14 protein-coding genes are annotated in these 15,284 nt (G+C 68.5%); all 14 read right to left on the bottom strand.

The annotated features are described in order from the left end of the window. Positions 1-17: 17 nt before the first annotated feature. A complete protein-coding gene (gene pyk / locus ACIQTT_RS02505; RefSeq protein WP_402785546.1) occupies positions 18-1,466 on the bottom strand; it encodes a pyruvate kinase in 1,449 nt (482 codons plus the stop codon). Positions 1,467-1,520: 54 nt separating this feature from the next. Continuing rightward, complete coding sequence (locus tag ACIQTT_RS02500) at positions 1,521-2,987, bottom strand: glutamate synthase subunit beta (RefSeq protein WP_402785543.1); 1,467 nt, start codon at positions 2,985-2,987, stop codon at positions 1,521-1,523. Beyond that, entirely contained in the window at positions 2,980-7,503 is a 4,524-nt protein-coding gene (gltB, locus tag ACIQTT_RS02495; protein WP_402785540.1) for a glutamate synthase large subunit, read from the bottom strand. The genes ACIQTT_RS02500 and gltB overlap by 8 nt, the downstream gene beginning before the upstream one ends. 145 nt (positions 7,504-7,648) lie before the next feature. Then, positions 7,649-8,677 carry a prolipoprotein diacylglyceryl transferase gene (lgt, locus tag ACIQTT_RS02490; protein WP_402785537.1) on the bottom strand — a complete coding sequence of 343 codons (1,029 nt, stop codon included), beginning with the start codon at positions 8,675-8,677 and terminating at the stop codon, positions 7,649-7,651. Positions 8,678-8,687: 10 nt separating this feature from the next. Continuing rightward, a complete protein-coding gene (trpA, locus tag ACIQTT_RS02485) occupies positions 8,688-9,491 on the bottom strand; it encodes a tryptophan synthase subunit alpha (RefSeq protein WP_402785534.1) in 804 nt (267 codons plus the stop codon). Next, on the bottom strand, positions 9,488-10,708 hold the full coding sequence (trpB, locus tag ACIQTT_RS02480; protein WP_402785531.1) for a tryptophan synthase subunit beta: 1,221 nt from the start codon (positions 10,706-10,708) through the stop codon (positions 9,488-9,490). Before trpB ends, trpA begins: the two co-directional genes overlap by 4 nt. Next, positions 10,705-11,484, bottom strand: a complete 780-nt coding sequence (gene trpC, locus ACIQTT_RS02475; protein ID WP_402785528.1) for an indole-3-glycerol phosphate synthase TrpC — start codon at positions 11,482-11,484, stop codon at positions 10,705-10,707. Before trpC ends, trpB begins: the two co-directional genes overlap by 4 nt. Then, the gene (locus ACIQTT_RS02470; protein WP_402785525.1) at positions 11,484-11,714 is read right to left on the bottom strand and encodes an HGxxPAAW family protein; all 231 of its coding nucleotides are present in this window, start codon (positions 11,712-11,714) and stop codon (positions 11,484-11,486) included. The genes trpC and ACIQTT_RS02470 overlap by 1 nt, the downstream gene beginning before the upstream one ends. A 47-nt stretch (positions 11,715-11,761) precedes the next feature. Further along, positions 11,762-12,352 carry a Trp biosynthesis-associated membrane protein gene (locus ACIQTT_RS02465; protein ID WP_402785522.1) on the bottom strand — a complete coding sequence of 197 codons (591 nt, stop codon included), beginning with the start codon at positions 12,350-12,352 and terminating at the stop codon, positions 11,762-11,764. Beyond that, positions 12,349-12,708 carry a phosphoribosyl-AMP cyclohydrolase gene (gene hisI / locus ACIQTT_RS02460; protein WP_402785519.1) on the bottom strand — a complete coding sequence of 120 codons (360 nt, stop codon included), beginning with the start codon at positions 12,706-12,708 and terminating at the stop codon, positions 12,349-12,351. Before hisI ends, ACIQTT_RS02465 begins: the two co-directional genes overlap by 4 nt. Further along, entirely contained in the window at positions 12,705-13,466 is a 762-nt protein-coding gene (hisF, locus tag ACIQTT_RS02455; RefSeq protein WP_402785516.1) for an imidazole glycerol phosphate synthase subunit HisF, read from the bottom strand. Before hisF ends, hisI begins: the two co-directional genes overlap by 4 nt. After that, positions 13,466-14,305 (bottom strand): ATP phosphoribosyltransferase, encoded by an 840-nt coding sequence (hisG, locus tag ACIQTT_RS02450; protein WP_402785513.1) that lies wholly within the window; start codon positions 14,303-14,305, stop codon positions 13,466-13,468. Before hisG ends, hisF begins: the two co-directional genes overlap by 1 nt. Positions 14,306-14,343: 38 nt before the next feature. Beyond that, positions 14,344-14,607 carry a phosphoribosyl-ATP diphosphatase gene (locus tag ACIQTT_RS02445; protein ID WP_402785510.1) on the bottom strand — a complete coding sequence of 88 codons (264 nt, stop codon included), beginning with the start codon at positions 14,605-14,607 and terminating at the stop codon, positions 14,344-14,346. Beyond that, the gene (gene rpe, locus ACIQTT_RS02440) at positions 14,604-15,284 is read right to left on the bottom strand and encodes a ribulose-phosphate 3-epimerase (protein WP_402785507.1); all 681 of its coding nucleotides are present in this window, start codon (positions 15,282-15,284) and stop codon (positions 14,604-14,606) included. Before rpe ends, ACIQTT_RS02445 begins: the two co-directional genes overlap by 4 nt.

Below are 15,284 nucleotides of genomic sequence, written 5' to 3'. Positions count from 1 at the left end.
CCTCCCCGACCCTCGGGTCAGACGCCTTCCTTGTAGATCGGAGCCGCGCCGTTGACGGCGTCTCCGACCTTGTGGACGCGGATGTCGTTGGTCGAACCGGCGATTCCGGGAGGGGACCCGGAGATGACGACGACCTTGTCCCCCTCGACGGCGAGGCCGTTGGAGAGCAGGTAGTCGTCGACCTGCAGGTACATGAGGTCGGTGTGCTGGACCATCTCGACGAGCGTCGAGCGGATGCCCCAGGTCAGCGCCATACGCCGACGGATGTCGGGCTCCGGCGTGAAGGCGATCATCGGGATGCGCGAGCGCAGGCGCGACAGACGGCGGGCGCTGTCACCCGACTGCGTGAACACGCAGAGGAACTTCGCCTCGACGAACTCGGCGACCTCGAGGGCTGCGAGCGTGATCGCCCCGCCCTGCGTGCGCGGCTTGGTGGTGAGCGGTGCGATGCGCTCCAGGCCGTGCTCTTCCGTCGACTCGATGATCCGGGCCATGGTCTCGACCGTGACCACCGGATAGTCGCCCACGCTGGTCTCGCCCGAGAGCATGACGGCATCCGCTCCGTCGAGCACGGCGTTCGCGACGTCCGAGGTCTCCGCGCGCGTGGGCACCGGGCTGTTGATCATCGACTCGAGCATCTGCGTCGCGACGATGACGGGCTTCGCGTTGCGGCGAGCGAGTTCGACGGCGCGCTTCTGCACGATCGGCACGGCTTCGAGCGGCAGCTCGACACCCAGGTCGCCACGGGCGACCATGATGGCGTCGAACGCGTCGACGATACCCTCGAGAGCGTCGACCGCCTGCGGCTTCTCGACCTTGGCGATCACGGGGACGCGCACGCCCTCCTCCGCCATGATCTCGTGCACGCGCGTGACGTCCTCCGCGTTGCGGACGAACGAGAGGGCGATCAGGTCGGCGCCGATGCGCAGACCCCAGCGGAGGTCCTCTTCGTCCTTGTCGCTCAGAGCCGGGACGTTGACCGCGACGCCGGGCAGGTTGATGCCCTTGTTGTTCGAGACGGCTCCGGCGACGATGACCTTGGTGGTCACCGTCACACCGTCGGTCTCGACGACCTCGACGCGTACCTTGCCGTCGTCGATCAGGAGGAAGTCTCCCGGCTTGACGTCCTGCGGAAGGCCCTTGAAGGTCGTCCCGGAGATCTCCTTGTTGCCGATGATGTCTTCGGTCGTGATCTTGAAGATGTCGCCCTGGGCGAGCTCGTACGGGCCGCCCTCGAACTTGCCGAGACGGATCTTCGGCCCCTGCAGGTCGACGAGGATCGCGACGGGGCGTCCCGAGTCCTCTGCGGCGCGCCGCACGTTCGCGTAGTTGTTCTCGTGCACGGAGTAGTCACCGTGGCTGAGGTTCAGGCGCGCGACATCCACACCGGCGTCGATCAGCGCACGCACGGTCTCATAGGTGGAAGTTGCGGGGCCCAGGGTGGCGACGATTTTCGCGCGTCTCAACAGATTCTCCAGGGGATAAAGGGATAGAACTCGGGCGACACTGCCGGCCTCAGCCTACGCGGGCTGAAGGCCGATAGCGACATCGTGCGGCTGAACGGGAGACGGCAGAACGGTGCTGCCCATCAGGTACAGGTCGACGCTCGCGGCCGCGGCGCGACCCTCGGCGATGGCCCAGACGATCAGGGACTGTCCGCGACCGGCGTCACCCGCGACGAACACGCCCGGGATCGTCGACTCGTAGGTCGCGTCGCGCCGGAAGGCACCGCGATCGGTGAGCTGCGGACGGGTGTCCTCGGTGAAGCCGTCGACCTCGGGGCCGGTGAAGCCCATCGCGATCAGTACGAGGTCCGCGGGGATCTCGCGCTCCGTGCCGCTCTTGGGCACACGGCGTCCATCGATGTACTCGGTCTCGGCGACGCGCAGCGCGCGCACCTCTCCGACCTCGTTCGAGAGGAACTCGACGGTCGAGGCGAGGAACACGCGCTCCCCGCCCTCCTCGTGGGCGGACGAGACCTCGAACACGGTCGGCATCATCGGCCAGGGCTGGTGATCAGGGCGGGTGTCGCTCGGCTGCGTGCCGATCGCGAGGTTGGTCACGCTCAGCGCACCCTGGCGGTGTGCGGTGCCGATGCAGTCGGCTCCGGTGTCACCACCACCGATGACGATGACGTGCTTGCCCTCGGCGGAGATCTGGTCGGTGACCGTGTCGCCGGCGACGGCGTGGTTCGACTCGACGAGGTACTCCATGGCGAAGTGCACGCCGTCGAGGTCGCGTCCCGGGATCGACAGGTCACGGGGAACCGTCGAACCGGTAGCGATGACGACTGCGTCGTAGCGGGCCCGCAGATCGGCCCACGTGATGTCCTTGCCGATCTCGACGCCGGCGCGGAAGCGGGTACCCTCCTCCTGCATCTGGCGCAGACGCGACTCGAGCTGGCCCTTCTCCATCTTGAAGTCCGGGATGCCGTAGCGGAGCAGTCCGCCGATGCGGTCGTCGCGTTCGAAGACGGCGACGGTGTGCCCGGCGCGCGTGAGCTGCTGCGCGGCGGCGAGGCCCGCGGGGCCGGAGCCGACGACCGCGACGGTCTTACCGGTCAGGCGCTCCGGAGGCTGCGCCTCGACCCAGCCCTTGGAGAAGGCCTCGTCGATGATCGAGACCTCGATCTGCTTGATCGTCACGGCGGGCTGATTGATCCCCAGCACGCACGAGCTCTCGCAGGGCGCGGGGCAGAGACGGCCCGTGAACTCCGGGAAGTTGTTCGTCGCGTGCAGGCGGTCGATCGCCGCACGGCCTTCGCCACGCCACGTCAGGTCGTTCCACTCCGGGATCAGGTTGCCGAGCGGGCAGCCGGAGTGACAGAACGGCACGCCGCAGTCCATGCACCGGCTCGCCTGGCGGCGCAGCACCGCCTTGTCGCCCGGCTCGTAGACCTCTTTCCAGTCCATGATGCGGACGGGCACCGGACGGCGAGCGGGGAGCTCGCGCTCGGTTACCTTCAGAAAGCCTTTGGGATCAGCCACCGGTCACCTCCAGGATGCGGTTCCAGACGATGTCGCCGTCGGGGTCGATCCCCTCGGCCAGTGCTTCCTCGCGCATGCTCCGTACGGCGGCGAAGTCACGCGGGAGGACCTTGACGAACTCCGCCGAGACCTCGGCGAAGCGGTCGAGGAGTTCGGTGCCGAGCGGCGACGCGGTGCGTTCGACGTGCTCGACGAGCAGACTGCGCAGCACCTCGAGATCGGCGCGGTCGAGCGGCTCGAGGAGCAGCTCGCCGCTCCCGAGGGACTGCGCGTTGATCTTGGCGGTGTCTAGCGCGTGGACGTACGCTACTCCCCCGGACATGCCGGCGCCGAAGTTGCGGCCCGTCGATCCGAGGATGACGGCCAGCCCACCGGTCATGTACTCGAGCGCGTGGTCGCCCACGCCCTCGACGACGGCGGTCGCGCCGGAGTTGCGCACGAGGAAACGCTCACCGACGACACCCGAGAGGAACATCGTTCCCGCCGTCGCTCCGTAACCGATGACATTGCCGGCGATCACGTTCTCGTGGGGCGCGATCTGCGAGCCACGGGGCGGACGGATCGTGATGTCGCCGCCGGAGAGGCCCTTGCCGACGTAGTCGTTGGCATCGCCTTCGAGCCGGAGCACGATGCCCTGGGGCATGAAGGCGCCGAGCGACTGCCCGGCGGTGCCGTGCAGCGTGACGTCGATCGTCTCGCGGGGCAGCCCGGCCGCGCCGTGACGGGCGGTGACCTGGTGGCCCAGCATCGTGCCGACCGCACGCTCGGTGTTGGCGATGGGCAGCTCGACGACGACCGGCTCTCCGTTGAGGAGGGCGTTCTTCGCGATGTCGATGAGCTGCACGTCGAAGTGCTTCTCGAGCTCGTGGTCCTGCGTCCGTCCGCTGCGGCGCGGCTCGCCGGCCGGGAAGACCGGTCCTTCGAGCACCGGGGTCAGATCGAGGCCGTCGGTCTTCCAGTGTTCGATGGCCGCGTTCGTCTCGAGCAGCTCGGCGCGTCCGACGATCTCGTCGATCGAGCGGAATCCGAGCTCGGCGAGCAGCTCGCGCACCTCTTCGGCGATGAACTCCATGAAGTTCACGACGAACTCGGGCTTGCCGGTGAACCGCTCGCGCAGCGCCGGGTTCTGCGTGGCGACGCCGACCGGGCAGGTGTCGAGGTGGCAGACGCGCATCATGATGCATCCGCTGACGACGAGAGGCGCGGTCGCGAAACCGAACTCCTCGGCGCCGAGCAGCGCACCGATGATCACGTCACGACCGGTCTTGAGCTGTCCGTCGACCTGCACGACCACGCGGTCGCGCATGCCGTTGAGCATGAGGGTCTGCTGCGTCTCGGCGAGGCCGAGCTCCCACGGCGTTCCGGCGTGCTTGAGGGAGTTGAGCGGGCTTGCGCCCGTTCCCCCGTCGTGGCCGGAGACGAGGATCACATCGCTGAGCGCCTTCGCGACGCCGGCCGAGACCGCGCCGATGCCCGACTGGCTGACCAGCTTCGTGTGGATGCGCGCCTCGGGGTTGGCCCGCTTCAGGTCGAAGATGAGTTGCTTGAGGTCCTCGATCGAGTAGATGTCGTGGTGCGGCGGCGGCGAGATGAGACCGACACCCGGAGTACCACCACGCGTGCGAGCGACCCAGGGGTACACCTTCTGCGGAGGGAGCTGACCGCCCTCGCCGGGCTTGGCACCCTGAGCGAGCTTGATCTGGATGTCGTCGGACTCGGTGAGGTACTGGCTCGTCACGCCGAAGCGTCCCGAGGCCACCTGCTTGATCGCGCTGCGGCGCTCCGGGTCGAGGAGACGCTCGGAGTCCTCTCCGCCCTCGCCGGTGTTCGACTTGCCGCCGATGCGGTTCATCGCGATCGCCAGCGTCTCGTGCGCCTCTCGGGAGATGGAGCCGTAGCTCATCGCTCCGGTCGAGAAGCGCTTGACGATGGCCGAGACGGGCTCGACCTCGTCGATCGGCACGGGCTTGCGGGTCCCGGTGCGCAGCGAGAAGAGACCGCGCAGGGTCTTGAGCTCGGCCGCCTGATCGTCGACGAGCTTCGTGTACTCGCGGAAGATGTCGTACCGGCGGGTGCGCGTGGAGTGCTGCAGCTTGAACACCGTCTCCGGGCTGAAGAGGTGCGGCGAGCCGTCGCGACGCCACTGGTATTCGCCGCCGGTCCACAGGCGCTCGTGCGCACGGGCCGCGGCGTCCTCGGGATAGGCGTAGTCGTGACGCGCCTGGTTCTCGGCGAACACCTCGTCGATGCCGATGCCACCGAGCTTCGACTCGGTGCGCGTGAAGTACGCGTCGATGAAGTCCTGGCTGAGGCCGACGGCCTCGAACACCTGCGCGCCGGCATACGAGGACACGGTGGAGATGCCCATCTTCGACATGATCTTCAGCACACCCTTGCCGAGCGCGTAGATCAGGTTGCGGACGGCCTTCTCCGGAGAGATGCCGGTGATGTACCCGGTGCGCACGAGGTGCTCGACCGTCTCCATCGCGAGGTACGGGTTGATGGCGGACGCACCGTATCCGATGAGCGTGGCCACGTGGTGGACCTCGCGCACGTCACCGGCTTCGACGATGAGACCGACCTTCATGCGGTTCTCGCGGCGAATCAGGTGGTGGTGCACCGCGGCGACCATGAGGAGCGACGGGATCGGGACGAGATCCTTGTTCGAGTCACGGTCGGACAGGATGAGGAACTCGGCGCCCGCTTCGATGGCCGCGTCGGCCTCGGCGCACATCTCGTCGAGCCGCTCCGCGAGCGAATCGGAGCCCGCATCGAAGTGGTACAGGCCACGGATCGTCGCGCTCGAACGGTCGGGAAGGGCCTTGTCGATGTGCCGGATCTTCGCGAGTTCATCGTTGTCGATCACGGGGAAGTCCAGCGAAACCGTGCGGGTGTGCTCGGGGCCCCACGACAGCAGATTGCTCTCGGGGCCGAGACCCAGCTTGAGGCTCGTGACGACCTCTTCGCGGATCGAGTCCAGCGGCGGGTTCGTGACCTGGGCGAACTGCTGCGTGAAGTAGTCGAACAGCAGACGCGGACGCTTGCTGAGCACCGCGATGGGCGTGTCGGATCCCATGGCGCCGAGCGGCTCGGCGCCGTTCTGACCCATGGGGGTCAGCAGGATGCGGACCTCCTCCTCGGTGTACCCGAAGGTGCGCTGCCGGCGCGTGATGGATGCCGGCGGGTGCACGATGTGCTCGCGCTCGGGCAGTTCGGCCAGGCGCACGGAACCCGCGTCGAGCCATTCCTGCCAGGGCTGCTGAGTGGAGAGCTCGCGCTTGATCTCCTCGTCCTCCACGATCCGCTGCTGCGCGGTGTCGACGAGGAACATCTTGCCCGGGCGCAGGCGGCCGCGGCGCTTGATGCGCTCCGGCTCGAACGTGAGCACACCGGTCTCGGAGCCGATGACGATGAGGCCGTCGGTGGTCTCGGTCCAGCGCCCGGGGCGCAGACCGTTGCGGTCGAGCGTGGCGCCGACGAGCGTGCCGTCCGTGAAGATGAGCGCCGCCGGGCCGTCCCAGGGCTCCATCTGGTTCGAGTGGTACTCGTAGAACGCGCGCAGTTCCGGCGTGATGTCGGTCTGCTTCTCGTAGGCCTCGGGAACCATCATCATGATGGCGTGCGGCAGGCTGCGGCCGGTGAGCGTCAGAAGCTCGAGAACCTCGTCGAACGAGGCGGAGTCGCTTGCGCCGTCGGTGCAGATCGGCAGCAACGGGCGCACGTCGCCGAGCAGCTCGGACTCGAGCTGCGACTGACGGGCGCGCATCCAGTTGCGATTGCCGCCGACGGTGTTGATCTCACCGTTGTGCGCGAGCATCCGGAGCGGCTGCGCGAGCGGCCACGACGGGAAGGTGTTGGTCGAGTAGCGGGAGTGCACGACCGCGAGCTCGGAGGCGAAGCGCTCGTCCTGCAGATCCGGGTAGAACGGCTCGAGCTGGAGCGTCGTGACCATGCCCTTGTAGCCGAGCGTTCGGCTCGAGAGCGAGACGAAGTAGGCGCCGAGCTCGTGCCCCGCACGCTTGCGCAGACGATAGGCCACGCGGTCGAGAGCGATGTCGGTCAGGGGTGCGTGCGAGTGGGTCGTTCCGCCGGCGCTCACGAAGAGCTGCTCGAAGGCGGGGCGGGCCTCGTCGGCCAGCTTGCCGAGGTGCTCGTTGACCGTGGGGACCTCGCGCCATCCGAGGACGCGCAGGCCTTCGGCACGGGCGATCTTCTCGATGCCCGCCTTCTGCTGGCGGCGATCGCTGGAATCACGGGGCAGGAACGCGAGCCCCGCGGCGTACTCCCCCACCGGCGGCAGGTCGAAGTCGGTGACCGCGCGGAGGAAGGCGTCCGGCATCTGCGTGAGGATGCCCGCTCCGTCTCCGGTGCCGGCATCCGAGCCGATGGCACCGCGGTGCTCGAGGTTGCGCAGAGCCTCGAGGGCGAGCGCGATGATGTCGTGCCCGGCGTAGCCGCGCAGCGTCGCGACCATGGCCAGGCCGCAGGCATCCTTCTCGAATGCCGGGTTGTACATGCCCTGCTTCGGGGGGTAAGCGCCGGAAGCGCCGTAAGGGGGCTGGAAATACACCAGTTACCGTCCTCAGATATTCAAGTGACACCGGGGACGACGTTGGCCCGCTCGTTCAGTGCAATGGTTCTCTCGCGCCACGAGGTGGCGGCTATCGGGAGCCGTTCTCGCTCGTGGGAGCGGTGCTTGTGGCGGTAGCTCCTGCGGTGACGTCGTCTGCCGGAGGCTCGCTCACGTCGACGAAGTCAGAGGGATTGTCCTGCGATTGTACATCAGCGTCGTCCAGGTCCTTCCGCGACCGGCCGGGCACGTACGGCGACGGCTCGAGTCCGGGGTGACGGCGGGTCTGCACGATGAGGATGACGATGCCCACGAGGATGCCGAGAAGAGCGGCCGCGACGTTGCTACGCAGGCCGAGGATGATCTCGCTCGGGTCGATGCGGATCGACTCCCAGACGACGCGTCCCGCGCTGTACCAGATGAGGTAGATCGCGAAGAGGCGACCCCACTGGAAGAACAGCTTGCGACCGAGCCACAGCAGCACGATGACGCCCAGGCCGTTCCACAGGACCTCGTAGAGGAAGGTCGGGTGGAAGAGCGTACCCTCCGGGAGTCCGGGCGGGAAGGCGCTGTTCGTCGACTCGATCTCGAGTCCCCAGGGCAGATCGGTCGGGAGGCCGAAGAGTTCATGGTTGAACCAGTTGCCGAAGCGGCCCATCGCCTGCGCGAGGAGGAGACCCGGCGCGAGGGCGTCGGCGAAGGTCCAGAAGCGGATGCCGGTCCACTTGCAGCCGAGGTACGCACCGACCGCTCCGCCGATGAGGGCACCGAAGATCGCGATGCCGCCCTCCCAGATCGCCCACACGGAGCCGGGCTCGAACGGGTTCCAGGTGTTGATGCCCTCGCCGAAGTAGTCGTTCGGGTGCGTGGCCACGTGGAAGATGCGCGCGCCGATGATGGCCAGCGGCACCGCGAGGATCGAGATGTCGATCACGACCCACGGCTCCGCCCCGCGCTTGGTGAGGCGGTGGTTCGTCAGCAGCGTGGCGACGATGATCCCCGCGATGATGCACAGCGCGTAGTAGTGGATCGACAGACCGAGGAACACGAAGTTCCGCTCGGGCGGGCTCGGGATGCTGGTGAGCACGCCGCTGAGGGTGCTGTGGAGCGCGAGGGACATGAGTGCGATCCTACTTCTCGGTGAGGTGGCTCGACGACGACGTGCCGCCGGCCAGGTTTCGGGTGACCTCGGCGAGGGCATCGAGGCCCCCGTCGCGGAGGGCGCGGACGAGCGCCGTGCCGACGATCGCGCCGTCGGCGTACTCCGACACCGCGGCGATCTGATCGGCCGTGGAGATGCCGATGCCGACGCAGGCGCGCTCGGCGCCCTGTGCGCGCAGACGGCCGACCAAGGTGCGGGCGGCGCGGTCGAGTTCTGCCCGCTCCCCCGTGATTCCCATTGTCGAGACGGTGTACACGAAGCCGGTCGAGGAACGCGCGACCAGGGCGAGGCGTTCGTCGGACGACGTCGGTGCGGCCAGGAAGACCCGGTCGAGACCGGTGCGCTCGCTCGCGGCGATCCACTCGTCGGCGACCTCGGGCGTGATGTCGGGGGTGATGAGCCCCGCACCGCCGGCGGCGAGCAGATCGTCGGCGTACCGGTCGACGCCGTACTGCACGACCGGGTTCCAGTAGGTCATGACGAGGACGGGGACATCGGTGGCCGCGGTGATGGCACGGATCGCCGTGAAGAGGTCGGCCGTTCGGAAGCCGGCGGCCAGCGCGGCCGTCGTCGCCTCCTGGATCACGGCTCCATCCATGACCGGGTCGCTGTAGGGCGGTCCGAGCTCGATGATGTCGACGCCGTTGCGGGCGAGGGTGATCGCCGCCTGGATGCTCGTCTCGAGATCGGGGTAACCGACCGGGAGGTAGCCGACGAAGACCTTGCGCCCCTCGGACTCCGCCTTCTCGAAGGCGCGTTCGATGCGGCTCACTGATCTCCTCCGTCGGTCGTCGACGCGTCGTACAGGTCGAAGTAGGTCGCGGCCGTGGCCATGTCCTTGTCGCCGCGTCCCGACAGGCACACCGCGATGACGGCATCCGGCCCGAGTTCGCGTCCGATGCGCAGCGCACCGGCGAGGGCGTGGGCCGACTCGATGGCCGGGATGATGCCCTCGGTGCGGCTGAGGAGGCGCAGCGCCTGCATCGCCTCGTCATCCGTGGCGGGGATGTACGCAGCGCGTCCGATGTCGGCCAGCCACGAGTGCTCGGGGCCGACACCCGGGTAGTCGAGGCCGGCGGAGATCGAATGGGACTCGACGGTCTGGCCGTCCTCGTTCTGCAGCACGTAGGTGCGCGAGCCGTGGAGCACGCCGGGGCGGCCGCGTTCGATCGACGCGGCGTGCCTCGGCGTGTCGACGCCGTCGCCCGCGGCCTCGACGCCGTACAGGCGCACGCCCTCGTCGTCGAGGAACGCGTCGAACATGCCGATCGCGTTGGATCCGCCACCGACGCACGCGACGACGGCGTCCGGAAGGCGTCCGACCTCGTCCAGCAGCTGCTCGCGCGCCTCCTCACCGATGATCTTCTGGAAGTCTCGGACCATCGCCGGGAACGGGTGCGGACCCGCGGCGGTGCCGAAGATGTAGTTGGTGGTCTCGACCGAGGCGACCCAGTCGCGGTACGCATCGTTGATCGCGTCCTTGAGGGTGCGCGAACCCGAGGTCACGGCGACGACCTCAGCGCCGAGCAGCCGCATGCGCGCGACGTTGAGTGCCTGACGCTCGGTGTCGACCTCGCCCATGTAGATCGTGCACTCGAGTCCGAAGAGTGCGGCAGCGGTGGCGGTGGCGACACCGTGCTGCCCGGCGCCGGTCTCGGCGATGACGCGGGTCTTGCCCAGGCGCTTCGTCAGCAGTGCCTGCCCCAGCACGTTGTTGATCTTGTGGGAACCCGTGTGGTTGAGGTCCTCGCGCTTGAGGAAGACGCGCGCTCCCCCGGCGTGCTCCGCGAACCGCGGGACCTCGGTGAGGATCGACGGGCGCCCGGCGTAGGAGGTGAGGAGCCCGGCGAGCTCCGCGCGGAACTCCGGGTCGGCGACCGCGGCCTCGTATGCCGCGGTCAGTTCGTCGATCGCCGCGATGAGTGACTCCGGCATGTACCGGCCGCCGAAGCTTCCGAAATACGGACCGTGCTGTTCGCGCAGGCTCATTCGCCGGCCTCCAGGAAAGTGGTGAGTGTCGCGACCGGGTCTCCGGTCACGAGCGCTTCGCCGATGAGGACGACGTCGGCGCCCGCACCGCGGTAGTGGGCGACGTCTGCGGGAGTGAGCACCGCGGACTCGGCGATCTTGATCGCGGAGTCCGGGATGCGGTCGGCCAGGCGGCCGAAGAGGTCGCGGTCGAGCTCGAGGGTCTTCAGGTCGCGCGCGTTCACTCCGATGAGCGGTGCGCCGAGATCGATCGCCGCCTCCAGCTCGTCGGCGGAGTGGGTCTCGACGAGCGGGGTCATACCGAGCTCGCCGATGAATCCGAAGAGCTCCCGCAGCACGGCGGGCTCCAGGCCGGCGACGATCAGCAGCACCAGGTCGGCACCGGCCGCACGTGCCTCGAGCACCTGATAGCGGGTGGCGATGAAGTCCTTGCGCAGCACCGGGAGCGACACGCGGGCGGTCACGGCCTCGAGATCGGCCAGGCTGCCGCCGAACCGGCGCTCCTCCGTCAGCACGCTGATCGCCGAAGCACCGCCGGTCTCGTACAGCGAAGCCTGGAGGGCGGGATCCGGGATCTCGGCGAGTGCCCCCCGCGAGGGGCTTGCACGCTTGACCTCGGCGATGATCTTCACGCGCTCCGCCGGGGCGAGGAACGACAGCGCATCCTTCGCGGCGGGCCGCGCGAGTGCTTCTCGCTCGACCTGCGCCAATGGACGCGACAGTTCCCGACGCTCGGCGTCTGCGACAGCGCCGGCCGTCAGGTCGGCGAGGACCACTAGTGCGCCTTCGGCGAGTACTTGGGGCCCTTCACGCCGTAACCGGCCTTGGCGAGGATCCAGCCGACCAGAGCGCCGATCGGGATCAGCGCGGCGGTGATCCAGACGAGGGTCGGCTGCTCGAAGCAGAACGCGACCGTGGCGGCGGTGAAGCCGACGAGCATGATCACGACAGCGGTCCAAGCCGCAGGCGAGTGTCCGTGGCCGGGGTCGGCGATCGGGTTGGTCATGGTCTCCTCCGGGGAACGACAGCGGGATCGGATTCAGTCTATCGGGGTCATCGGGTCGGATCGGTTCCGCGGGACAGGTCGTCCCAGGAATCGATCGCGTCGACGGGGCCGTCGGTGTGGACCGGGACATCGTCTCCCGTGCGGTACCGACGCCCGCCGCTCTTCCAGCGTCGCCAGGTGGACAGCGCGAACACCGCCGCGGCGAGGAGCAGCACCCACCCGACCAGCGCGATGACCGGCCAGGCCGAGGGGGTGATCGACGCGACGACCGTCTCGACGGCGGTGTCGCCCGCGAGGCCGGTGGCCTCCGTCACCGTCGGAGCGACGGACGACAGCGGCACCGCGAGGAGCAGCTGGAGCGTCGACCACCCGAGGAAAAGGGCGGCGACGGCGGCGAGGACCGCGAAGATCAGGCGCAGCACCGGGCCGGCGATCGAGAGCGCGGCACCGAGCGCGAGCACGGCGAGACTCAGCGGGGCGAGCAGCACGAGGGCGGATGCTCCGGGGACGAGGATCTCGGCCCCGGCATCCGCGCGTTGCACGGTCAACCAGGTCTGCGTCGAGGAGATGATCCCGATCGCCCCGGCGAGGAGGAATCCGAGCAGGGTGATCGAACGCCCGCGTCGCGCCACGTTCATTCGGATGCGCTCCCGACGGCGGCTTCGAGATCGGTCGTGTCGAAGCACGTGCGTGTTCCCGTGTGGCACGCGGGGCCGGTCTGGTCGACCGAGAGCAGGATCGCATCGCCGTCGCAGTCGAGTCGGGCGCCATGCACGACCTGGATGTTGCCCGAGGTGTCGCCCTTGCGCCAGTACTCCCGTCGGGAGCGCGACCAGTACGTCGCACGACCGGAGGTGAGGGTGCGCCGCAACGCCTCCTCGTCGACCCAGGCCATCATGAGCACCTCGTGCGAGTCGTACTGCTGCACGATCACCGGGGCGAGTCCGTCGGAGTTCCAGGCCACCTGGGCGATCCTGGCATCGAGATCGGTCATCGGACCAGCACTCCTTCTGCGCGCAGCGCATCCTTCACATCGCCGACGGTCAGCGCGCCCGTGTGGAACACGCTGGCGGCGAGCACGGCATCAGCACCCGCGTGGATCGCCGGGGCGAAGTGCTCCACGGCGCCGGCACCACCCGAAGCGATCACGGGTACGGTCGCGACCTCACGCATGAGGCCGACGAGCTCGAGGTCGAAACCGTCACGCGTGCCGTCGGCGTCGATCGAGTTCACGAGGAGTTCGCCCGCACCGCGCTCCGCGGCCTCCCGGGCCCACTCCAGAGCATCGAGCGTCGTCTGCGTGCGACCGCCGTGCGTCGTCACGACGAACCCGGACGCGGTGTCACCCCCGCGCTTGACGTCGAGCGAGAGCACGAGCACCTGCGCGCCGAAGCGGTCGGCGATCTCGCCGATGAGGTCGGGCCGCGCGATTGCCGCGGAGTTGACGCCGACCTTGTCCGCGCCCACGGCCAGAAGCCGAGCCACATCGTCGACGGTGCGCACTCCCCCGCCCACGGTCAGCGGCACGAAGACCTGCTCCGCCGTGCGCTGCACGACGTCGTAGGTCGTCGCACGAGCGTCGACCGTGGCCGTGACATCGAGGAAGGTGATCTCGTCCGCGCCCTGAGCGGCATAGTGTCGAGCGAGTTCGACGGGGTCCCCCATGTCGCGGAGGTTCTCGAAGTTCACGCCCTTCACGACGCGGCCGTCCGCCACGTCGAGGCACGGGATCACACGCCGCGCGAGCGCCATCAGAGCCTCGCGGCGTGGATGGCGGTGACGAGGATCGCCCGCGCTCCGAGCGCGTAGAGGTCGTCCATCACCTGGTTCACGCGCTTGCGCGGGATCATCACGCGGACGGCGACCCAGGCGGGATCGCGCAGCGGAGAGATCGTCGGAGACTCGCGTCCCGGAGCGATCGCGACGGCCTGATCGACGAGTTCGGCGGGCAGATCGTAGTCGACGAGCACGTAGCGACGGGCGACCATCACTCCTCGCAGGCGGCGCAGCAGCGTGTCGGTGCCATCGGCATCCCCGTCACGGCTGATCAGCACGGCCTCGGACTCGAGGATCACGGGGCCGAAGATCTCCAGACCCGCCTGGCGGAGGGTCGTGCCGGTCGAGACGACATCGGCCACGGCATCCGCCACGCCCAGACGCACGGCCGACTCGACGGCGCCATCGAGCTGCACGAGTTCGGCGGTAACGCCGTGCTCGCGCAGGAAGGCTCCGACAAGGCCCGGGTAGGCGGATGCGACGCGGACACCGTCGAGGTCGTTGAGCGAGGAGAACCGTCCGGGAGGGCCCGCGAAACGGAACGTCGACCCGCCGAATCCGAGCTGCTCGATCTCGCGCGCGGGCTGCTGCACGTCGAGGAGGAGGTCACGACCGGTGATCCCCACGTCGAGCGCACCGGAGGCCACGTAGGTGGCGATGTCACGCGGGCGGAGGAAGAAGAACTCGACGTCGTTCTCGGCGTCGATCACGTGCAGGGTCTTGGGATCGCGCCGACCGGCGTAACCGGCCTCCGCGAGCATCTCAGCGGCAGTCTCGGAGAGAGAGCCCTTGTTGGGAACGGCAATGCGCAGCATGTCTGACTTTCAGATCGAATCGGGATGGGCGGAGCGCATCACAGATGTCGATAGACGTCTTGCAGCGAGAGTCCCTTCGCCAGCATCATCACCTGCACGTGGTAGAGCAGCTGGGAGATCTCTTCAGCGGCGGCCTCATCGGTTTCGTACTCGGAGGCCATCCACACCTCGGCGGCCTCCTCGACGATCTTCTTGCCGATGGTGTGCACGCCGCCGTCGAGCTCGGCGACCGTGCCCGATCCTTCGGGTCGGGTCTCGGCCTTGACGCTGAGCTCGGCGAACAGCTCGTCGAAAGTCTTCACGCTTCCAGGCTACCGGCTCCCGCGAGGCCCCTGAGCCGCGTGACGGCGGCTTCGACGTCGTCGGCGCCGTACACGGCCGAGCCCGCGACGAACGTGTCGGCGCCTGCGGTTGCGGCGATCTCGATCGTACGATCGGAGATCCCCCCGTCCACCTGCAACCAGACATCCGACCCTCGACGTCGCGCCTCGTCGGCGAGCCCGCGCAGCTTGGGCATCGTCTCGGGCATGAAGCCCTGACCGCCGAAGCCGGGCTCGACGGTCATCACGAGGATCTGATCGAACTCGTCGAGGATGTCGTAGAGGCTCTCCCCCGCCGTCCCCGGCTTGATCGCGACCCCGGCCCTCGCGCCGATGTCGCGCAGACGACGGGCCAGCCCGACCGGATCGGCGGCGGCCTCGAGATGGAAGGTCACACTCGCAGCCCCCAGTTCGGCGTACTCGGGCGCCCAGCGATCGGGATCCGTGATCATCAGATGCACGTCCAACGGGATCGGACTCGTCGCCTGGATGCGTTCCACCATCTGGGGTCCGAACGTCAAGTTCGGCACGAAGTGGTTGTCCATGACGTCGACGTGCGCGAAGTCGGCCGAGGCGATCTTCGCGAGATCCCGCTGCATGTTGACGAAATCGGCGGCGAGGATGCTCGGGTTGATGCGCGGCGCGCGGGGAAGCTCCAC

This window comes from Microbacterium sp. NPDC090225 (assembly GCF_044772365.1).
Taxonomy (GTDB): domain Bacteria; phylum Actinomycetota; class Actinomycetes; order Actinomycetales; family Microbacteriaceae; genus Microbacterium.
This window is presented reverse-complemented; position numbering and strand designations above follow the sequence as displayed.